Here is a 25180-nt window from a genome sequence, read left to right as displayed (position 1 = left end):
CTCTAACGCTCATCAAATGCATCTTCGATTGCAGACATAATCGGTTTTGCAACATAATCAATTACTCGGCGATCCTCCTGTTTTTATATCCGCAGTAAATTCCATATAGGGGGATAGGTTATATTTTGTTCCTGTGTGTTGCAGATAATTTCTATCTAAAGTGATCGTCGCTAGATAGAATTCATTCTCTTCTTCTTGATATGAAGAGCGACTGATGGAGGAGATAACTCCTTCGACATAGCCATACTTAGCAAAATTATAGGTATCCAGTTTGACCTTAACCGTTTGCCCCACTTCAACAAAGCCCAACTCTTTACGGGGGATTTTAGCTTCGCCGTGTAAATGATTGTTTAGGGGGGCGATATCCGCAATACTTTCTCCTGGCGGGATAACTGCAGAATGAAAGTTATAATTTACCTTATCAACGATGCCATCAACGGGGGAGTAGATGGTTAAACGATCTACTTGGTCTGACGCTTTTGGTCTTTGAATTTGCTTCACTTCTAATTCTTTTTCAATTTGGCTTATTTGTCCCTGATACCCAGCGTTACGGTTAGCGATAAGATCCGTTAAGTTGCGATTGTAATCGGCTGATTTGATAGGCTTTCATTTAAGATCGATTCATCGAGGTTTTCTATCTCCCGTAGCATGTTCGATTGTTGAACTTGCATGTTCAACACATCAACATATGACGCCATTTTTTCTTGATATAACGTCTCTTTTATTTTTACTTGTTTTTCGATAAGACTAAGTTGGTTACGGGCACTGTTCTTCCGTTGCTTCATGGAATTGATTAAGGATGATTTATGTTTGAGATCATGGGTAATGAGCATTTGGTTTGACTCATTTTTATCAAACTCTTGTTGCCAGCTCTGTAAGTTGCTTGCTAACAATGTGGGATAGGCGAGAAATTGTTTATAATCGGGCTTCGTCATCTGGATCAGACTTTGAAAACGAAGTTTTTCCATTGATAACTGAATGATTTCAAGATCAATAGTGTTCAGCTGAACTTGACTGTTAAGGGAGCGTAATCGGGCAATCGGCTCACCTTGGTAGACCAAGTCGCCTTTTTTGATTAGGAGCTCTTCAAGGATCCCTCCCTCAAGATGCTGAACTTTCTCAATATCCGATTCTAATAATAATTCCCCTCGTGTTGAGACCACAATATCCATCTTTGCTTGAGATGAAATCCCCAGCACAAGCAGTATAAACATAAATATAAATAATAGTGATTTATGCAGAGACGTTAAATTACTGGGTAACACTACATGCTTGGGTTGTTGTTTATTATTATCTTCATGAGAGATTAACGCATTTCTAAGGTGCCTCTCTATCTCATTACGCATCATTCAAATCCATATATTTATGAAAAATTGCTATTGATGATCACTTGTCCTCTCCAATGAACAGTTAATGTAAAGGAGTGAAAAGATAAAACATCACTTTATCCTTCAGTGTAGTTCAATTTTTATATTAAGAAATCAGTAGGTAAACAAAATGTAGCGACTAGGTTATCTAAATATAAAAATTGTTGTTCATTTGCGCTTTTCACTAACCAGTGCTTTACTTAAATTTAGAGAAATTTCAAATATGTATCCCTAAATCCACTGAGTAGAGCGAATGGCTGATAATAATCAACAAAATAATCCATTAAATGATGCGGTTGAGAACATTGAAACGGATGATACGAGCTCCAGTAGTGAGCAACAGAGTCAATCGAATCAACAGAACACCGTGACATCTACTGTAGCCAGTGGTGGGAATACGATTATCGCTGAACAAAAAACACGGACTCAGAGGGGGAGGGCAACCGTCGTCGGCCTCCGATGAGGAAGGTGGTAGTGATAATACAACTAGCAGTAATGAAGAGAGTGAAAACAGTGATGATAGGCAGCTCTGAAATAGTCAATCAAATCGTTGTAGATAGTGAACTTGATGATTCATTCACCTCAGAATCGAGCGGTGGAAGCGGTGAAACGCAAGATGTTGGAGGTGATTCAGGAAGCGAAGTCAGCTCAGGATCCGATGGTGGAGAATCTCTGACTAATGAAGAACAGCAGGTAACGGAGCCTTCTTCTAGCTCTCAAGCGACGTCTAATGATGAAAGTAGTGAGGACGTCGAGTCAGATTCAACGGTTACCACTGAAATGTTTCAAGTGAGTGTTGATGCCGATGATGCAGAAAGTGAAGAATTATCAGATGTTGATTCTGGTACTCAGACTGAAACATTTCAATTTTCCGTCGATAATATCAATGATGATGCCGATGTTTCTCAAAATATTAATCATCAATTTGATGAAGATGGTTCAATTACATTAACGCAGGAACAACTTCTTGAATTTGCCAGTGATGTTGATGGTGATGATTTAGTTGCTACCAATCTTCAAGCATCGAATGATACAACGGTGGTTGATAATGGTGACGGTACATTTACGATTAATTCACATCAAGATTTTAATGGGGTGACAACATTAAGCTTTGATATTAGTGATGGCACGTCTACGGTCACCAGTGCTCTTGATTTAACGGTTAATCCCGTCAATGACTTGCCTGTTTTCACCCCAAGTCCCTTCTTCTATTAATGAAGACAATTCCTTAACGTTTAGCGATAGCCAACTACTTTCTCAACTTTCAGATGTTGATGGGGACAGCTTAACCATTGATAGTGTTAGTTACAGTGGCACTGAGGGTGTCTTTACAGATCATGGGAATGGCAGTTATACCTTTGCGCCAAATGAGAATTTTAATGGTGATCTTAGTTTTGATATGGTGGTCAGGAGACGGTACAGGGACGATAACGAGTCAAGTTGATCTGACCGTGGTTGCTGTCAATGACCCTCCCGTTGCTGAATCTTTGACGTATACCATCAATGAAGATGAAGTATTAACCTTTAATGAATCGCAAATTGTTGCTAATGCCTCTGATATTGAAGGGGATGTGTCCCTCGTTGATATTACTTATACTGGCAATGATGGGATATTTTCTCATTAATGGGGATGGAACGTGTAGTTTTGCTCCGAATCAAGATTTTAATGGTCAGGTTTCGTTATCTGTTACCGTTGAAGATGACGAAGGCGCAACTGCTGACACTTCACTGATTATTGATATCTTGCCAATTAATGATCCCCCTGTGTCTGGTAGTTTGGCTTATTCGGTGGATGAAGATGGCGTTATAACCCTGACGCAAGCACAGTTACTTGCCCAAGCATCAGATGTGGAAGGGGAGAGTTTAACTGCCGATAATTTAACCATTGATACTCACGGTACCCGTGGTTGATAACGGTGACGGTACGTTTACTATCACCCCAGATGCCGATTTCTATGGTGATATTGCTATCAGCTTTGATCTCAGCGATGGCACCAATACTGTGGTCAGTGGCGCGGATTTAACGGTTAATCCGGTGAATGATCTTCCCACTCACGCCGCTTCGCCTTTTAGTGTTGAAGAAGATAACTCCCTCACCTTTACCGATGCGCAATTAATCAGTCAGCTATCGGATATTGATGGAGATAGTCTCACCATTGATAGCGTCAGTTACAGTGGTACCGATGGCGTGTTTACCGACAATGGGGAAAGTTATACTTTTTCACCAAATGAAAACTTTAATGGCAATGTGAATTTCGATTTCACGGTGAATGATGGGACAGGCATCCTTGATTCATCGGTGAATTTGACCGTCAATGCCGTGAATGATCCTCCCGTTGCTGGCTCAACCAGTTACAGTGTGAATGAAGATAGCGTGCTGACATTTACTACCGAGCAACTGTTGGGGAACAGCAGTGATGTTGAAGGGGATGTTTCTTTAGACTCTGTTGGTTACAGTGGCAGTGATGGAATCTTAACTGATAACGGGGATAACACCTTTAGCTTCGCTCCGAATGAAAACTTCCATGGCGATCTCTCGTTGGATGTGATTATCAGTGATGAAGATGGCAGCACTGAGACCACCTCCGCAGATATCAGTGTGGTGGCGGTGAATGATGCCCCTGTGTCTGGCAGTTTGGCTTATTCGGTGGATGAAGATGGATCGATTACACTCTCACAAGCGCAGTTGCTTGCTCAAGCCTCAGATGTAGAAGGGGAGAGTTTAACCGCCGATAATCTAACCATTGATGCTCACGGTACCGTGGTTGATAACGGTGACGGCACGTTTACCATCACTCCGGATGCTGATTTCTATGGTGATATTGCCATCAGTTTTGATCTCAGCGATGGTACCAATACTGTAGTCAGTGGCGCGGATTTAACGGTTAACCCGGTGAATGATCTTCCCACTCACGCCGCTTCGCCTTTTAGTGTTGAAGAAGATAACTCCCTCACCTTTACCGATGCGCAATTAATCAGTCAGTTATCGGATATTGATGGGGACAGCCTCACCATTGATAGCGTCAATTACAGTGGCACCGATGGCGTGTTTACCGATAATGGGGAAAGTTATACTTTTTCACCAAATGAAAATTTTAATGGCAATGTGAATTTCGATTTCACGGTGAATGATGGGACAGGCATCCTTGATTCATCGGTGAATTTGACCGTCAATGCCGTGAATGATCCTCCCGTTGCTGGCTCAACCAGTTACAGTGTGAATGAAGATAGCGTGCTGACATTTACTACCGAGCAACTGTTGGGGAACAGCAGTGATGTTGAAGGGGATGTTTCTTTAGACTCTGTTGGTTACAGTGGCAGTGATGGAATCTTAACTGATAACGGGGATAACACCTTTAGCTTCGCTCCGAATGAAAACTTCCATGGCGATCTCTCGTTGGATGTGACTATCAGTGATGAAGATGGCAGCACTGAGACCACCTCCGCAGATATCAGTGTGGTGGCGGTGAATGATGCCCCTGTGTCTGGCAGTTTGGCTTATTCGGTGGATGAAGATGGATCGATTACACTCTCACAAGCGCAGTTGCTTGCTCAAGCCTCAGATGTAGAAGGGGAGAGTTTAACCGCCGATAATTTAACCATTGATGCTCACGGTACCGTGGTTGATAACGGTGACGGCACGTTTACCATCACTCCGGATGCTGATTTCTATGGTGATATTGCCATCAGTTTTGATCTCAGCGATGGTACCAATACTGTAGTCAGTGGCGCGGATTTAACGGTTAACCCGGTGAATGATCTTCCCACTCACGCCGCTTCGCCTTTTAGTGTTGAAGAAGATAACTCCCTCACCTTTACCGATGCGCAATTAATCAGTCAGTTATCGGATATTGATGGTGACAGCCTCATCATTGATGGTGTCAGTTACAGTGGCACCGATGGCGTGTTTACTGATAATGGGGGAAGTTATACTTTTTCACCAAATGAAAACTTTAATGGCAATGTGAATTTCGATTTCACGGTGAATGATGGGACAGGCATCCTTGATTCATCGGTGAATTTGACCGTGGTTGCTGTCAATGATCCTCCCGTTGCTGGCTCAACCAGTTACAGTGTGAATGAAGATAGCGTGCTGACATTTACTACCGAGCAACTGTTGGGGAACAGCAGTGATGTTGAAGGGGATGTTTCTTTAGACTCCGTCGGTTACAGTGGCAGTGATGGAATCTTAACTGATAACGGGGATAACACCTTTAGCTTCGCTCCGAATGAAAACTTCCATGGCGATCTCTCGTTGGATGTGATTATCAGTGATGAAGATGGCAGCACTGAGACCACCTCCGCAGATATCAGTGTGGTGGCGGTGAATGATGCCCCTGTGTCTGGCAGTTTGGCTTATTCGGTGGATGAAGATGGATCGATTACACTCTCACAAGCGCAGTTGCTTGCTCAAGCCTCAGATGTAGAAGGGGAGAGTTTAACCGCCGATAATCTAACCATTGATGCTCACGGTACCGTGGTTGATAACGGTGACGGCACGTTTACCATCACTCCGGATGCTGATTTCTATGGTGATATTGCCATCAGTTTTGATCTCAGCGATGGTACCAATACTGTAGTCAGTGGCGCGGATTTAACGGTTAACCCGGTGAATGATCTTCCCACTCACGCCGCTTCGCCTTTTAGTGTTGAAGAAGATAACTCCCTCACCTTTACCGATGCGCAATTAATCAGTCAGTTATCGGATATTGATGGGGACAGCCTCACCATTGATAGCGTCAATTACAGTGGCACCGATGGCGTGTTTACCGATAATGGGGAAAGTTATACTTTTTCACCAAATGAAAATTTTAATGGCAATGTGAATTTCGATTTCACGGTGAATGATGGGACAGGCACCCTTGATTCATCGGTGAATTTGACCGTCAATGCCGTGAATGATCCTCCCGTTGCTGGCTCAACCAGTTACAGTGTGAATGAAGATAGCGTGCTGACATTTACTACCGAGCAACTGTTGGGGAACAGCAGTGATGTTGAAGGGGATGTTTCTTTAGACTCTGTTGGTTACAGTGGCAGTGATGGAATCTTAACTGATAACGGGGATAACACCTTTAGCTTCGCTCCGAATGAAAACTTCCATGGCGATCTCTCGTTGGATGTGACTATCAGTGATGAAGATGGCAGCACTGAGACCACCTCCGCAGATATCAGTGTGGTGGCGGTGAATGATGCCCCTGTGTCTGGCAGTTTGGCTTATTCGGTGGATGAAGATGGATCGATTACACTCTCACAAGCGCAGTTGCTTGCTCAAGCCTCAGATGTAGAAGGGGAGAGTTTAACCGCCGATAATCTAACCATTGATGCTCACGGTACCGTGGTTGATAACGGTGACGGCACGTTTACCATCACTCCGGATGCTGATTTCTATGGTGATATTGCCATCAGTTTTGATCTCAGCGATGGTACCAATACTGTAGTCAGTGGCGCGGATTTAACGGTTAACCCGGTGAATGATCTTCCCACTCACGCCGCTTCGCCTTTTAGTGTTGAAGAAGATAACTCCCTCACCTTTACCGATGCGCAATTAATCAGTCAGTTATCGGATATTGATGGGGACAGCCTCACCATTGATAGCGTCAATTACAGTGGCACCGATGGCGTGTTTACCGATAATGGGGAAAGTTATACTTTTTCACCAAATGAAAATTTTAATGGCAATGTGAATTTCGATTTCACGGTGAATGATGGGACAGGCATCCTTGATTCATCGGTGAATTTGACCGTCAATGCCGTGAATGATCCCCCCGTTGCTGGCTCAACCAGCTACAGTGTGAATGAAGATAGTGTGCTGACATTTACTACCGAGCAACTGTTGGGGAACAGCAGTGATGTTGAAGGGGATGTCTCTTTAGACTCCGTCGGTTACAGTGGCAGTGATGGAATCTTAACTGATAACGGGGATAACACCTTTAGCTTCGCTCCGAATGAAAACTTCCATGGCGATCTCTCGTTGGATGTGACTATCAGTGATGAAGATGGCAGCACTGAGACCACCTCCGCAGATATCAGTGTGGTGGCGGTGAATGATGCCCCTGTGTCTGGCAGTTTGGCTTATTCGGTGGATGAAGATGGATCGATTACACTTTCACAAGCGCAGTTGCTTGCTCAAGCCTCAGATGTAGAAGGGGAGAGTTTAACCGCCGATAATTTAACCATTGATGCTCACGGTACCGTGGTTGATAACGGTGACGGCACGTTTACCATCACTCCGGATGCTGATTTTTATGGTGATATTGCCATCAGTTTTGATCTCAGCGATGGTACCAATACTGTAGTCAGTGGCGCGGATTTAACGGTTAACCCGGTGAATGATCTTCCCACTCATGCCGCTTCGCCTTTTAGTGTTGAAGAAGATAACTCCCTTACTTTTACCGATACTCAATTAATCAGTCAGTTATCGGATATTGATGGGGACAGCCTCACCATTGATAGCGTCAATTACAGTGGCACCGATGGCGTGTTTACCGATAATGGGGAAAGTTATACTTTTTCACCAAATGAAAATTTTAATGGCAATGTGAATTTCGATTTTACGGTGAATGATGGAACAGGTACCCTTGATTCATCGGTAAGTTTGACCGTCAATGCAGTGAATAATCCTCCCGTTGCTGGCTCAACCAGTTACAGTGTGAATGAAGATAGCGTGCTGACATTTACTACCGAGCAACTGTTGGGGAACAGCAGTGATGTTGAAGGGGATGTTTCTTTAGATTCTGTTGGTTACAGTGGCAGTGATGGGATTTTAACCGATAACGGGGATAACACTTTTAGCTTTTCCCCGAATGAAAACTTCCATGGCGATCTCTCGTTGGATGTGACTATCAGTGATGAAGATGGCACTACAGAAACCACCACCGCAGATATTAGTGTGGTGGCGGTGAATGATGCCCCTGTGTCTGGCAGTTTGGCTTATTCGGTGGATGAAGATGGATCGATTACACTCTCACAAGCGCAGTTGCTTGCTCAAGCCTCAGATGTAGAAGGGGAGAGTTTAACCGCCGATAATCTAACCATTGATGCTCACGGTACCGTGGTTGATAACGGTGACGGCACGTTTACCATCACTCCGGATGCTGATTTCTATGGTGATATTGCCATCAGTTTTGATCTCAGCGATGGTACCAATACTGTAGTCAGTGGCGCGGATTTAACGGTTAACCCGGTGAATGATCTTCCCACTCACGCCGCTTCGCCTTTTAGTGTTGAAGAAGATAACTCCCTCACCTTTACCGATGCGCAATTAATCAGTCAGTTATCGGATATTGATGGTGACAGCCTCATCATTGATGGTGTCAGTTACAGTGGCACCGATGGCGTGTTTACTGATAATGGGGGAAGTTATACTTTTTCACCAAATGAAAACTTTAATGGCAATGTGAATTTCGATTTCACGGTGAATGATGGGACAGGCATCCTTGATTCATCGGTGAATTTGACCGTGGTTGCTGTCAATGATCCTCCCGTTGCTGGCTCAACCAGTTACAGTGTGAATGAAGATAGCGTGCTGACATTTACTACCGAGCAACTGTTGGGGAACAGCAGTGATGTTGAAGGGGATGTTTCTTTAGACTCCGTCGGTTACAGTGGCAGTGATGGAATCTTAACTGATAACGGGGATAACACTTTTAGCTTTTCCCCGAATGAAAACTTCCATGGCGATCTCTCGTTGGATGTGACTATCAGTGATGAAGATGGCACTACAGAAACCACCACCGCAGATATTAGTGTGGTGGCGGTGAATGATGCACCTGTGTCTGGCAGTTTGGCTTATTCGGTGGATGAAGATGGATCGATTACACTCTCACAAGCGCAGTTGCTTGCTCAAGCCTCAGATGTAGAAGGGGAGAGTTTAACCGCCGATAATCTAACCATTGATGCTCACGGTACCGTGGTTGATAACGGTGACGGCACGTTTACCATCACTCCGGATGCTGATTTCTATGGTGATATTGCCATCAGTTTTGATCTTAGTGATGGTACCAATACTGTAGTCAGTAGTGCGGATTTAACGGTTAATCCGGTGAATGACTTACCTGAGTTTAGTCATAGTGTTTCGACCTTTTCTCTTATCCCACCACCTGATCTTATTTTAGAAACCGATGAAGATAATGCGTTAACTTTTAATGATAGTGACCTTTTAGCTAACGTGGTAGACAGTGATGGTGATAACTTAACCATTGAAAATCTCAATTATAGCGGTAGTGATGGCACCCTCTCTACCAATGTAGATGGCAGCTATACGTTTACTCCCGCTGAAAACTTTTCTGGAACATCTCGGTTTACTTTTGATATCAATGATGGCTCAGGAATAACCAGCGCGACAGCGGATATTGATGTTGTTGCTGTAAATGATGCACCAGTCATCAGTAATACAATAACTACAAATGTAGATGAAGATAATAGCATTACTCTTACCCAAGCCGACCTTCTTGCATATGCTTCAGATATTGAGGGTGATAGCCTAACTGCAAATAATTTAATAGTTGATAGCAATGGTACGGTTATCACAAATCAAGATGGCTCATTTACGATAACACCAAATGAAGATTTTAATGGTGATTTAGTACTTAGTTTTGATATTTCGGATGGTACCGCATCAGTAACTACGGGTATTAATTTAATCGTTAATCCTATAAATGATACTCCAACGACAGAATTTACAGATTTAACTGGAAATGAAGATAATGTTGTCATTATCACACAAGAGAGTTTATTGAGTAATACAGTCGATATAGATGGCGATACTCTTACAGCATCAAACTTAAGTATTGATGAGAGTTTTGGTGAGGTTTTTGACAATGGTGATGGTACTTTCTCTTTTACGCCATCGGTTAATTATAATGGAAATGTTCCTTTTTCATTTTCAGTAAGTGATGGGACTGTTACTACATCTGCCCATGGAAATATAAGTATTACGTCCGTCAATGATCTACCTACATTTTCCGAAACATCTTTTGTGACTACTGAAGATAATAGCATCGTTATTACTAACGACTTACTACTGGAAAATGCGGCTGATATTGACAGTGATACACTCTCAATAGTTTCAGTTAGCATGAATGATAGTAATGGTACTGTTGTTCAAAATGAAAATGGTAATTGGATATTTACACCTTCAGAACATTTTAGTGGTGTTGCTGAACTTAATATTGAAATTAACGATGGCACTGAAAGTGTTACATTTTTATCTACAGTAAGCATTGATGCAGTTGCTGATGAACCATCATTACATGTATCACTTAATCAAGTTTCTTTAGCAGAATTTAATGATGATAATATCATTGGTGGGGTTTTATCTGGATGGAGCACAGATAATGCAAGTGGTGATATTGAAGTTAACTACGACTATATTTATGGTCTTGATACTAATCGTGGGTTAGTTCTTGAGTTAGAAAATAATTTTGGTGATGAATCAAATGTTTATCAAAATTTAAATGTTTCGGCTGGTGAAACAGTAACATTGGCATTTGATCTTTCAGGACGTCTTGATGGAGATAATGTATATATTGGCGAAGATGCACAAGTTGATGTTTATTTTGAAGGTATTTTAATTGATTCTATTTTTCCCAGTTTAGGATGGGAAACTCATGAATATACTCTGACTGCAAGTACCGATAATCCTCGACTTGAACTTGATGCTCCATCTCATGATAGCACTGGTGCTATATTAGACACCATTTTGGTTTTAAAACCAGAAACGATGGTTGAAGATACCACTATTGAGCTAAATATTAGTTCAATTTTAGTTGATAATGATGGGTCTGAATCCCTTCAGTCATTAACATTAACGGGTTTACCTAATAATGCTGTATTAAGTGATGGCGTTAATGAGTTTATTTCAACAGGTGAAGCAGGCTCGATTGATATTGCAGAGTGGGATTTGAGTCAATTAACGATTCAACCAACGGCATCGTTTTCTGGTGAGATACTATTAGAAATAACAGCGGTGAGTGTTGAGGCAAGTACTGGCGAGACATCATCAACAACAGAAGTTTTCCCTATAGATGTACTCAGCGTGAATGATGCCGTTATTATTGATGAAAATAGTCCTTTAATATTCAATGCAATAGAAGACACCCAGTTTACAATAACAGAAGCCTCGTTATTAAGTAACGCCAGTGATATCGACAGTGAACAATTAATTGTTACTAATCTCAGTATACCAAACGCCACTTATACTACTGTTATCGATCCTGATACAGGCAGTAAATCATTTCTCATTACTTTAGATGAGAACTTTAATGGTGACATTGATCTAAGTTTTAATGTTTCAGACCAAGATGGCAGCGTTGTCTCTTCAAATGCGCTTGTGAATGTTGTTGCTGTAAATGATACTCCAACGACAGAATTTACAGATTTAACTGGAAATGAAGATAATGTTGTCATTATCACACAAGAGAGTTTATTGAGTAATACAGTCGATATAGATGGCGATACTCTTACAGCATCAAACTTAAGTATTGATGAGAGTTTTGGTGAGGTTTTTGACAATGGTGATGGTACTTTCTCTTTTACGCCATCGGTTAATTATAATGGAAATGTTCCTTTTTCATTTTCAGTAAGTGATGGGACTGTTACTACATCTGCCCATGGAAATATAAGTATTACGTCCGTCAATGATCTACCTACATTTTCCGAAACATCTTTTGTGACTACTGAAGATAATAGCATCGTTATTACTAACGACTTACTACTGGAAAATGCGGCTGATATTGACAGTGATACACTCTCAATAGTTTCAGTTAGCATGAATGATAGTAATGGTACTGTTGTTCAAAATGAAAATGGTAATTGGATATTTACACCTTCAGAACATTTTAGTGGTGATGCAGAGCTTTCTATCTCAATTAATGATGGTATAGATACGGTGTCTTTTACATCAACAGTCTCAGTTGATGCTATCGCCGATGCTCCTGCGTTGAATATATCTCTTAAGCAAACAGTGGCAGAGCTTACCGAAGCTGACCTGCGAGGCGAAGGAGGTTTAGCGCAATGGTCAACCGATAACAGTAATAACTATAACGGCTACATTGAGATTCACCCAGATACTAGCTATGGTGTTAGTGATAATAGAGGGCAGGTTATTGAGCTAGAGGCATACCCCGGTGATGAATCAAATCTCTATCAAAACCTAGGTATATCAGCAAGTCAAACGATTACAATTAGTTTTGACCTTTCTGCACGAGCTGGTTACGGAGGAGCAAGCTCTCAAGTTGATCTCTATTTTGAAGGGGTATTGATTGACTCTATTTTACCAGACGTTGGATGGGAATCGCATGCCTATACATTGACCGCGACAACCGAAAACCCTAGACTGGAATTTGATTCACCATCTCAAGATGGTCTAGGAGCGATATTAGATACTATTACCGTAGTAAAAGTGGGGGTTATTGAAGATCAACTTATTGATTTAAACATTGAAGCCATTCTTGTTGACGATGATGGCTCTGAGTCACTGCAATCATTAATATTAACGGGTTTACCTGAAGGTGTAGTACTAAGTGATGGCACTAACGATTTTATATCAACAGGTAACGAGAGTTTAGTTGATATTGCAGAGTGGGATTTGAGTCAATTAACGATTCAACCAACGGCATCGTTTTCTGGTGAGATACTATTAGAAATAACAGCGGTGAGTGTTGAGGCAAGTACTGGCGAGACATCATCAACAACAGAAGTTTTCCCTATAGATGTACTCAGCGTGAATGATGCCGTTATTATTGATCAAAATAGTCCTTTAATATTCAATGCAATAGAAGACACCCAGTTTACAATAACAGAAGCCTCGTTATTAAGTAACGCCAGTGATATCGACAGTGAACAATTAATTGTTACTAATCTCAGTATACCAAACGCCACTTATACTACTGTTATCGATCCTGATACAGGCAGTAAATCATTTCTCATTACTTTAGATGAGAACTTTAATGGTGACATTGATCTAAGTTTTAATGTTTCAGACCAAGACGGTAGCGTTGTCTCTTCAAATGCGACTGTGAATGTTGCTGCGGTGAATGATGCCCCTGTTGTAACAGATGGCATTACAGTTGCTTCTTTTGAGGAATCGAGTCCTTGGGTTTCCCTTGGTAATGCAGATGTTATCGATGGTGAAGGGCTTTTAGTTGATGATCTTCCCTATCAAAGTGGAGGCATGCTATATGACCAATCATTTAACAGTGACGAAGGGTTTCGTACTTCTTTTGATATCCATATTGATCCTCAGGGAGGAGCCAGCCCTTATGGTGTAGGCGATGGTACAGCAGTCAGCTTCCATAACGGTACAGAGCTTAATGCGGACAATGCTGTCATTGGTGGGACAGGGGGAGGATTAGGAGCCGGTGGATTATCTACCGATTTTCTAACGGTTGGCTTTGATACTTATAACCACCAGGTTGTAGAGATTACAGATGCTAATGGAGAATTAATTCTCGAAGTCGATGTTTCTTCTTATGGTGGTATATCTCATGAAACAGATGCGCGTTCAGTAGAAATAGAAATAACACCAGATGGTTTATTGAACGTAAATATGAGTTTTGATGATGGTCAGAGTTTTCAGCCTATTGTTGTTAGTCTCAATCTAAATGATGCTGGAGTAAATATTCCAGACGATATCAAAGTAATGTATACAGCCAGTACCGGTGGTGCATATGCAGAGCAAACTATTTCTAATGTTGAATTAAGTTCCATTACCGGTACAGATCAAGGCACTATAGTTGAAGATACTTCATACTTGATTACCGAAGAGCTTTTATTAATTAATGCATCCGATATTGATAGTGTAGACTTATCTGTTGTGGAGTTGACATTAAATAATACGGATCAAGGGTCATTAGTTGATAACCAGGATGGTTCGTGGACATTTATACCTACTCAAGATTTTAATGGACAAGTAGAGTTTGGATATAGTGTTTCAGATGGTGAGGCTTCAACATCTGCTCCTCCTTTTTATCTTCAAGTGCAAAGTATTAATGATGAAGTTGTCATTAATGAAAATACGCCATTAGTCTTTAATGCGATGGAAGATACCCAGTTTACAATAACAGAAGCCTCGTTATTAAGTAACGCCAGTGATATCGATAGTGAACAATTAATTGTTACAAATCTTAGTATACCAAACGCCACTTATACTACAGTTATTGATCCTGATACAGGCAGTAAATCATTTCTCATTACTTTAGATGAGAACTTTAATGGTGATATTGATATAAGTTTCAATGTTTCAGACCAAGACGGCAGCGTTGTCTCTTCAAGTGCAGTTGTGAATGTTGTTGCGGTGAATGATGCTCCAATTATTAGTAACCCGATAACGGCAACCGGAGAAGAAGATAACAGTATTACGCTTTCCCAAGCGGATCTTTTGGCTTATGCATCTGATCCTGAAGGAGATAACCTAACCGCAAGTAACGTCTCTGTTTCAGATAATGCTGTCGTAACCGATAATGGCGATGGTTCTTTTACCCTTACTCCTGATGCTGATTATAATGGTGATGTCGTTTTCACCTTCGATATCAGTGATGGTAACCATAGTGAATCGACGTCAGGAACCGTCACATTTATCCCGGTTACTGATTTTTCTGCAGTAAATAATCAAAACTTTGCTATCAATGAAGATACTTCAATTACCTTAACGAAAGCAGAAGTACTACAAACGGTTTCTTATGATGGGGAAGGCGAGGTTGAAATTGCGTCTATTTCCACTGAAAGCGGTGGAACTCTCGTTGATAATGGTAATGATACTTGGACGTTTACACCACCGGAAAACTTTAATGGGCAGCTAAATTTAAACGTTGAAGTTTATGATTCTGAAGCCGTTTCATCTAGCTCGGATACACTCACTATTTCGGGTAGTGACTTTGCTAGTTTAGATGGAGAATATATTAAAGCAGCCCAACCGGGTTATGCGTCAAATGCTGGTTTAGATTTAGATTATACCCATAATGACGGTGATTATGCCTATTACTATAAAGATAATGGTGATGATGAGTGGACGCTACTTATCAAGCGTGACCATGATGGATCCGATAATAATTACGGTGATGGCACATGGATGGCGGTGACAACCAGTACTGATCCATCGACGTTGACAGGGGATGTTGAAAACCTCGTTCCAAGCTATACCGCTGTTGATTATGATTATATTACTTATAGTGATTCAACCGATGACAATGGCTTAGTGATTCCTGCGGAAACATCGTTGATCAGCTATGGTGTCGATTACGGTGAGTCATTGACAGCGTTTAATGTTGAGTTAGATATTAATGCGGTCAATGATGCTCCAGAGGTGACGGGAACAATTGATGGCATTAATGAAGATAGTGCAATCACATTGTCTGAGGCAGATATTCTTGCATTAATTACCGATGTTGAAGGGGATAGTTTTTCACTCTCTTCAGTTTCTTATTCGGGAAGTGATGCCCAATTTACTGATAATGGTGATAGTACTTATACACTGACGCCAAATGAACATTTTAATGGTGATCTTGAACTTGATATTTCCCTATTAAGTGGTGGCCAAGATGAAGCCATTGATACGACACTAAGTATTCCCGTTATTCCTGTTAATGATGCCGCGACAAATAGTGGTGACATTAACGCATCGGTGGATGAAGATCATACCATTACTTTAACGCAAGAGCAGCTTCTCGCTAATGCCGCAGATGTTGACGGTGATGACTTAACCGCTGATAATTTATCGGCATCCAATGTCACTATCATTGATAATCATGATGGAACCTTTAGCTTAACTCCCGATGAGAATTTTAACGGCATTATTGATGTTGCTTATGATATTTCTGATGGACAAAGCACCCTCGCCGCGAACCTTAATTTAACCGTCGATCCTATTAATGATGTTCCGGTTATCGACACTGATATCCCCATCACGATTACCGAAGATGGCAGTTATACCATCACTCAAGCGGAATTATTACAGTTTATCTCAGACGTTGAAGGGGATGATATTACCGCGGCTATCTCCTTTCAGCCAACGGAGACAACAGCTTCGGGAAGTGTTGTTGACTCATTGACGGGAGACCCGATATCGGGTGCAACCGTGACTTTATTTGATAGCTCTGGTCATAGCACAACTGCAACCACCAATGTCCAAGGTGAATATACCGTAACAGGGCAAGTGGTTGAAAATGGACAAGTATCCATAGAGCAACCCGGCGGTATTTCTAGTAGTTATAATATTGATGCGGGATCGACTGCGGATTTAGGGTTAACGGCACTCTCTGATCAGTTAGATGCTGATGATATGCGGATTGTCCTCACCTGGGGTGGCTCATCGCAAACTAAAGATCTCGATAGTCACCTCTGGTTATATGATAAAGAGACAGGAAATGAGCTGGATGAAGTTTACTTTGCCGATAAAACGCATTCGCTAGCGGGGGATACGGTTAATTTAGACCGAGATGACGTCTCTTATTATGGTCCAGAAACCATTACGATACCTAATTATGCCGATGCCGATTTACACTTCGCGGTAAAAAACCATACCTCAAATTCATGGAATGTCAGTGGCACAGATGAAGTTTCGGTGCAGGTTTTTGTCGGCGATAGCCTAGTTCAAAGCTTTACGCCTGAAGTTTCAGGAAGTGGAAGTTACTGGCATGTCTTTGATGTGGTTGACGGGATTATTGTCCCCTTACAAGAAAATAATAATGGTTACGGAAGTTCAGACTTTGATGTTGTCAGTAGCAATGAGGCAGAGAGTGCAGAGAATGGTATTACTATTTCTGATATTGCTAATAGCGATGAGAGCACAGAGCAGCAAGCCCCAGAACAGGCAACCTATTTAGATTCTACAGATGATATCTCTGTTAATAACGGGACTATCGTTAATAACGGTGATGGCACTTACACGATCACCCCTGATACAAACTTCTTTGGTCAGTTCTCTGTTAGCTATACCGCAACAGATAGCTCTGGAGGTTCCTGTTCTGGTCTGATTAATTTTGATATTGCTTCAAGTAATGATGCCCCGATTGTAGAAAATGTAACCTACACCATTGAAGAGGATGGGGTGGTTAATTTCACGGCAGATTATTTACTCTCAGAAGCCAGTGATATTGAGGGAGATGATCTATCCATTTCAGAGGTGAGTTATACCGGTACTGACGGGGTATTAACGATTAATCCTGAAGGTAGTGACTATCCTTATACATTTACACCGAATGAAAACTTTAATGGTCAAACGAATATTGACTTTCAAGTCAGTGATGGTATTGATGTTACCGATGCTTCGTTAAACGTTACAGTGACCGCAGTCAATGATACCCCTCTTTCTGCTTCAACGTCACATACCGTCAATGAAGATCACTCAATCACGTTGACTCAGGCGCAGCTGCTACTTAATAGTAGTGATGTTGATGGTGATGACTTAACGGCAAGTAACTTAACCACAACGGGTGAGACTACGATTACCGACCATGGTGATGGAACTTTTACCGTAACGCCTGACGAGAATTATCATGGTGACATCTCACTGAGTTTTGACGTTAGTGATGGAACAGGTTCAGTGGCCGGGATTTCAACTCTTACGGTCACTCCTGTTAATGACCTTGTTATCGCGAGGGATGACTCAACCACAACCAATATTGATGAGCCACAAATACGTCTAGAGTCAGAACCAAATTACGGTTCAATGGAGTACCATGACGGTACAAATTGGCAGACCATGACCGCTGAAACAGAATACTCGGCCGATACTGAGATAAGATTTGTACCTGATAGTGATTTAATCAATAGCACATTTGAAGTTTCACAGTTTGGCACCAATATTGATGAAACAGCAGAGTTTTCAGACTGGGGAACACTAACTGACGATAATACTCTTGTGATGACTGATGGTGACTTAACCGTAACCATATCTACTAATGAGGATGATCCTCTCAAGGTATTTAATGATGAGCTACGTGATGGTCGAGCTTCACAGGGCACAGGAACTGGGCTTGGAGATGATGATCCCGATAGCGAAACATTTATAACTCAAGATGCAGGTTTATCTAATGATGAAATGATGCGTGTTGATATCTCAGGTCAGGATATTAATAGCGTGTCATTCACCTTAGATGGTTTAGGTGGCTATTTTAGAGAGAGCTCACCTGGAGCTAATGACGCTGAAACCCATATCATTATTAACGCTTATGATAATGATGGTCATTTATTAGCAACTGAATTAAGTAGCAGTAGCCATGATTCTATTTATACTCACACATACAGTTTGACCCTCGATGAGCCCGTTGCTTATTTTGAGATAGGCACAGATAATTCTCTGGGAACTTATGTTGTTCAAAGTCTATCTGTTTCACGGGTACCAACAGAAGATATTACAGTAACAACAATTCAAGCTGATGGTACTGAAACCTCATCCACGACCCATTTAGAATTTACGTCTGAAAACTCCAATGATGCTATCCCTTTAACCGATGAGTTGATTGCGATAGATCCAGACATTACCACTAAACCGCTTTCTACATCAGAAGATCAACCTATTACTATTTCGGCTTCTGATTTATTATCCAATGACAGTGATATTGATGGGGATACTGTTTCTATTAGTGCAGTGAATGCCATCGATGATACGCACGGGACGGTTTCATTGGATCTTAATGGTGATATTCTCTTTACACCGAATGCGGATTATAACGGTGAAGCTTCCTTTAGTTATACCGTCACAGATGGCAATGGTTCTACAGATTCAGCAACAGTGAGCGTTCAAGTAGAAGCGGTAAATGATGGTCCTGATGTTTCTGGTGACCTTTCTAGTTCAGTTGTTGAAGATAACGCTATTATCCTCACTCAAGATGATTTATTGGCTAATGCGTCAGATATCGAAGGGGATAATTTAACTGCCGCGGATCTCTCAGCCAGTCACGCTACGATTGTCGATAATCTTGATGGCACATTCACCGTCACGGCAGACCCTGATTTTAATGGTGAAATTGCAGTTAGTTTCAATATCAGCGACGGCACTGAGCAAGTATCATCAACGCTGAACTTAACGGTTTTCCCGGACAATGATGCCCCTGTAATTTCTAGCGCAACTTCAACAACGGGTACAGAAGACACCAGTTTTGTGTTAACCCAAGCTGAATTATTGGGCAATGCATCGGATATTGATGGAGATAATTTAACCGCCTCTAATTTATCCGGTGAAAATGTGGTGATTGTTGATAACCTTGATGGAACTTATACTCTGACGCCTGAGGCAAATTTCCATGGTGAAATAAGCCTGAGTTATGATATATCAGATGGCTCAGATACGGTCTCTTCGACATTAAATCTCTCTGTCACAGCTGTGAATGATACACCAATAATATCGGAGGGAACTTCAGCAACAACCTTAGAAAGTGATTTACCCTCCACCACAATGGAGCAATTACCACTCGTTGTTGTTGGCGGTAATGATATGGAGTTAAGCACATATCTTACGTCAGGTGATCCACTTTTTGATAATTATCAAGTCAGCAATATAAAGATAATTGATTTTGACTTGATAGATGGGACTGAGCCTGGTAGTAGTGCTGCAGTATGGTTGCAGTTTAATAGTGAAGAAGATAGAGCTGACTTTTTATCCAGTGCCGACTCTTTAACCATTAATGGATTTGAATTATCTACCGATGAAGCTTATACCCTAACCGAGTTAAGTGTTAATGGTTTGAATGGTATTCAATGGTTAACCAATGATGAAAATGTCACTGATTTACTACAAACTATTGTTGCTTCTGATTTTGATCAGCAGGTAAATATTACGGTTACACCTAACCCGATTAGTTTATTGGTTACACAAGATGACCTTTTGGCTAATGCATCTGATATTGATGGGGACAGCTTAACCGCCTCAAATCTATCCGGTGACAATATTATTGTTGTTGATAATCAAGATGGCACGTATACCGTGACGCCTGAGGCGAATTTTCATGGTGAAATAAGCTTGAGTTATGATATTTCTGATGGCTCGGATACGGTCTCTTCCACGTTAGATCTCACGGTAACCGCAGTTAATGATATTCCTACAATTAGTCACCCAGTAACAGCCAGTATGGCTGAAGATAATAGTATTACGCTTTCCCAAGCCGACCTTTTAGCCACTGCATCTGATATTGATGGAGATAGTTTAACCGCCTCTAATTTATCCGGTGAAAATGTGGTGATTGTTGATAACCTTGATGGTAGCTACACAGTGACGCCTGAGGTGAATTTCCATGGTGAAATACACCTGAGTTATGATATTTCTGACGGCTCAGATATTGTCTCTTCGACGTTAGATCTCACGGTAACAGCCGTGAATGATACACCAATTATATCGGGGAATACCTCTGCAACGACCTTAGAAAGTGATTTACCTTCAACCTCGATGGAGCAATTACCGCTAACTGTTGTTGGTGATGATGATATGGAGTTAGCCACGTATCTTTCGTCGGGTGATCCACTTTTTGATAATTATCAAATCAGCAATATTAAAGTACTGGATATGCACTCAGGAGATGGGGACGAAAGTGGTGTTGGTGCTGCAGTTTGGTTGCAGTTTAATAGTGAAGAGGCAAGAGAAGACTTTTTATCTAGTGCAGATACACTAACTATTAATGGATTTGAATTATCTTCAGGGGAAGCTTATACCCTAACAGAGTTAGGTGTTAATGGTTTGAATGGCCTTCAATGGTTAAGCAATGATGACAATATCACTGATTTACTACAAACTATTATAGCCTCTGATTTTGATCAACAATTTGATGTTACGGTTACGCCTAATCCGATTAGTTTATTGATTACACAAGATGACCTTCTGGCCAATGCATCTGATATTGATGGGAACAGCTTAACAGCCTCAAATCTATCCGGTGACAATATTATTGTTGTTGATAATCAAGATGGCACGTATACCGTGACGCCTGAGGCGAATTTCCATGGTGAAATAAGTCTGAATTATGATATTTCTGACGGCTCAGAGATGGTCTCTTCTACTTTAGATCTCACGGTAACCGCGGTTAATGATATTCCTACAATTAGTCACCCCGTAACCACCAGTGTGGCTGAAGATAATAGTATTACGCTTTCCCAAGCCGATCTTTTAGCTACGGCATCTGATATTGATGGGGATAATTTAACTGCCGCGGATCTCTCAGCCAGTCACGCTACGATTGTCGATAACCTTGATGGCACATTCACTGTCACGGCAGATCCCGATTTTAATGGTGAAATTGCAGTTAGTTTTAATGTCAGCGATGGCTCTGAGCAAGTTTCATCAACGCTGAACTTAACGGTTTCCCCGGATAATGACGCCCCCGTGATTTCTAGTGCAACCTCCACAACGGGCACAGAAGACACCAGTTTTGTGTTAACCCAAGCTGAATTATTGGCCAATGCATCGGATATTGATGGTGATTCACTGACCGCCAGTAACTTAAGCTCTGATGATGCAACTTTAGTCGATAATTTAGATGGCACTTTTACCGTCACACCAAACGCGAACGTCAACGGAGATATCTCAATAAGTTATACGGTCTCCGATGGAGAAGAGTGTGTCGCAACCAGCATGGCGGTTAATTTAGCTGCGGTAAATGATGGCCCCGATATTTCTGGTGACCTTTCTAGTTCAGTTGATGAAGATAATGCTATTATCCTCACTCAAGATGATTTATTGGCCAATGCGTCAGATATCGAAGGGGATAATTTAACTGCCGCGGATCTCTCAGCCAGTCACGCTACGATTGTCGATAACCTTGATGGTACATTCACCGTCACGGTAGATCCCGATTTTAATGGTGAAATTGCAGTTAGTTTTAATGTCAGCGATGGCACTGAGCAAGTATCATCAACGCTGAACTTAACGGTTTCCCCGGATAATGACGCCCCTGTAATTTCCGGTGCAACCTCTACAACGGGCACAGAAGACACCAGTTTTGTGTTAACCCAAGCTGAATTATTGGCAAATGCATCGGATATTGATGGTGATTCACTGACCGCCAGTAACTTAAGTTCTGATGATGCAACTTTAGTCGATAATTTAGATGGCACCTTTACCGTCACACCAAATGAGAATGTCAACGGAGATATCTTAATAAGTTATACGGTCTCCGATGGGGAAGAGAGTGTCGTAACCAGCATGGCGGTTAATCTATCGGCTGTAAATGACGAGCCAAACTCGCCAACATTTTCTCTGCAAGGAACCGAAGACCAACTTCTTGTTATCGATCCGGCTTATATTACTGATCAAATCAGTGATATTGATGGAGATGATATTACTTTAGAGAGCCTGACGGTACGTTCCCCAGCGAATGCGACGTTAACTCAACAGCCAGATGGTATGTACCACTTGGTTTCATCGCAAGATTTTAATGGGCTAGTTGAATTAGATTATCAAGTGAGTGATGGTGAGGCCACCGTTGACGGAACCTTAAATGTTGATGTTATCCCAGTGAATGATACCCCTATTTCAGAAGGTAATGCCTCTTTAACAACCAGTGAGGATGGTGCATTTACCTTCACCGCTGGGGATTTAATGGATCTGTTTAGTGACATAGATAATGATGATTTGGTCGTTTCTCGCATTGTTATTCCTGATGATGAAGAGGGGGGGAGATCACCGATAATCAAGATGGCAGCTGGACATTTACACCGAGTGATAACTTTGCTGGGGTTGCTGATCTCAATATTGTTGTGAGTGATGGCGAGTATGAGACCCTGCTTGATATTCCCGTTTATGTTCGTCCCGTCGCCGATGGTGCGGTGATTACCACAAACCATGATGGCATTCTCTCTTTTTCCGAAGATTCAACGGCTCAATTAGGAATTAACGTTGCACTTGTTGATCAATCAGAAAGCTTAAGCTTAGTGACGTTAACGGGCTTTCCTGTAGGATTTGTTATTAATGATAGCAATAATATCTTTACTGTTACTGAAGAGAACCAATATATCGATGTTACAGGATGGGATCTGGCTAATTTAGAGATAACTCCGCAAGAAAACTATACCGGAGACTTTTTTGTTACCGTATCAGCCACTACCGTAGATTATGGAGATGAAGAAGAAGCTTTTGAAAATAATATCGTACAAGGTGATTTCACCTCTACGATTAATGAGGCGGTAACACTCACACGGGAAGATTTATTGTCATTATTTGACAGCAGTGATGTTGCCAATGATGATGAAATTAAATTAGTCCACCTCGCCGACAGAGATCAAGGCAGCATTATTGATAATGGCGACAATACGTGGACATTTACCCCGAGCACCGATTTTAGTGGTGAAATTGATCTCTTTTACGCCATTGATCAAGGTGGAATATTACAAGACCAGCAGTTCTCTATCGCCATTAATGATAGTGGTGTAATTAGCAATCATGCACTAGAGGCTAACACCATATTAACCGCTCAGTTGGCTGAAGGGGCGACGTTATCATTTACTGAACAACAAATGCTAGATACATTAACGGATCAAGAGAATGATGCCTTATCCATCGAGTCTATTCGTTTATTACAAGGAGATGGGGTATTAGAAACGCTAAGTAATGGTGAATATCAATTTACACCGGCAGAAAATTATACCGGAGAGGCCCAAGTTGGATTTGTTGCCAGTGATGGTGAAAATCAGATTGAGAGTTTCTTCAATGTTGAAATTGGTGATGATGACACCGCGTATACTTACACTGAAAATCAACTACTTGAACAGCTTGGGTTAACAGAAGGGACGATTACCAATGTTGAAGATGTTGGGGATCTGGGTTTCTTTACTGAGTCCGCCCAAGATGAATGGACTTTTTGGCCAAATGATGACTTTACCGGCGAAATAGTCATGGATGTCACCGTTGATAATGGGGGACAGCAAGATGTTCACTCGTTATCTTTGACTGCTAATGAGTTTGCAACGGAGCAAGTGAGTAGCCATACAACCGAGAGCGATGAGAGTGTAGAGGTGAATGAAGAAGTTGTCTCTTCAGTCTCCGATGCTGATATTATGGCGGCGCCCGGTGATGATCTACACGTTGATATTCCAACATCTATTAGCAGTAATCAAGATGTCGATTACGTGGAAATTTCCGGTTTACCTGAAGGTGCAGAAGTGACTGGAGCATTAGATAATAGTGATGGTACCTACACCATTAGTGGTGATTTAACTCAAGATGTCTGTATTACTTTAGGTGATACTTATCAAGGAAGTGCTGACTTGCAGTTCCAAGGTTATGATAGTTTGAATAGCCTTGTTCCCGATACCCAAGAAACCATATCTCTTGATGTCGATGAGCAATATGCAGGAGCGTCATCACCATCAACGGCTGTTTCTGATGCGGATCATTTTGATGACCATGAAAGTCACGACTGGATCAGCGCAGGAGACAGTAATAATGGTATCGACATCGATTTCACTGATGATAGTCAAAGTCACTCTTCACCAGATAATGAAGTAGTGATTGATACCTCTCAATCCAGTGAGAGTTGATTGGTCTTTTCTATTTTAATTCTATGATCGTTCCCATAAAGCTGCTTATTGTAGCTTTTTTTATTCAGTTAAAGTTGATGTCACACCTGAACACCTTTTGATAAATGTCGCATTGATTATGATACCAGTGGGCTCTCTTATGGAGATAATACATCACCTCGTCATTCAGATGCATTATCTATCAGTGAGTCAGTAAATGTAGATGCGATCACTTAGGAAGTAGTGGTTTTTCTTCTACTTATTAAATCGAAGTGCTTAATGATTCTCTTTATATCAATAATAGAGGCTATCTAACTCATCTTTGTTCAGCAATATATCATCGCAAAAAGAATTCTACCGAAAATATACTT

At 41.4% G+C, this 25180-nt stretch carries 7 protein-coding genes and 1 pseudogene; 7 read left to right on the top strand and 1 reads right to left on the bottom strand.

Translation table 11 applies throughout. From position 1 onward, the window contains the following. Positions 1-2: 2 nt before the first annotated feature. Positions 3-1349 (bottom strand): annotated as a pseudogene (locus tag L0B53_RS18445) (HlyD family type I secretion periplasmic adaptor subunit). Positions 1350-1620: 271 nt separating this feature from the next. Here L0B53_RS18445 and L0B53_RS18440 point away from each other — a divergent pair. From L0B53_RS18440 to L0B53_RS18415, 7 genes are read left to right on the top strand one after another with little or no spacing between them, the layout of a single operon-like run. Beyond that, on the top strand, positions 1621-1830 hold the full coding sequence (locus L0B53_RS18440) for a hypothetical protein (RefSeq protein ID WP_235062421.1): 210 nt from the start codon (positions 1621-1623) through the stop codon (positions 1828-1830). Between the two features lie 11 nt (positions 1831-1841). Next, a complete protein-coding gene (locus L0B53_RS18435; RefSeq protein ID WP_235062420.1) occupies positions 1842-2582 on the top strand; it encodes a cadherin-like domain-containing protein in 741 nt (246 codons plus the stop codon). Then, complete coding sequence (locus L0B53_RS19640; protein ID WP_409202846.1) at positions 2542-2811, top strand: cadherin-like domain-containing protein; 270 nt, start codon at positions 2542-2544, stop codon at positions 2809-2811. Before L0B53_RS18435 ends, L0B53_RS19640 begins: the two co-directional genes overlap by 41 nt. Beyond that, the gene (locus tag L0B53_RS18430) at positions 2705-2992 is read left to right on the top strand and encodes a cadherin-like domain-containing protein (RefSeq protein ID WP_409202845.1); all 288 of its coding nucleotides are present in this window, start codon (positions 2705-2707) and stop codon (positions 2990-2992) included. Before L0B53_RS19640 ends, L0B53_RS18430 begins: the two co-directional genes overlap by 107 nt. Then, positions 2970-3278, top strand: a complete 309-nt coding sequence (locus L0B53_RS19480) for a cadherin-like domain-containing protein (RefSeq protein WP_260115599.1) — start codon at positions 2970-2972, stop codon at positions 3276-3278. The genes L0B53_RS18430 and L0B53_RS19480 overlap by 23 nt, the downstream gene beginning before the upstream one ends. Further along, positions 3271-23055 carry a tandem-95 repeat protein gene (locus L0B53_RS19475; protein WP_260115598.1) on the top strand — a complete coding sequence of 6595 codons (19785 nt, stop codon included), beginning with the start codon at positions 3271-3273 and terminating at the stop codon, positions 23053-23055. Before L0B53_RS19480 ends, L0B53_RS19475 begins: the two co-directional genes overlap by 8 nt. Next, positions 22974-24830 (top strand): cadherin-like domain-containing protein, encoded by a 1857-nt coding sequence (locus L0B53_RS18415; protein ID WP_235062481.1) that lies wholly within the window; start codon positions 22974-22976, stop codon positions 24828-24830. Before L0B53_RS19475 ends, L0B53_RS18415 begins: the two co-directional genes overlap by 82 nt. The last annotated feature ends 350 nt before the right edge of the window (positions 24831-25180 follow it).

Origin of the sequence: Vibrio sp. SS-MA-C1-2 (genome assembly GCF_021513135.1) — a bacterium.
Classification (GTDB): Bacteria; Pseudomonadota; Gammaproteobacteria; order Enterobacterales; family Vibrionaceae.
The sequence above is the reverse complement of the archived record's forward strand: the minus strand, read 5'-3'. Positions and strand labels throughout refer to the sequence as shown.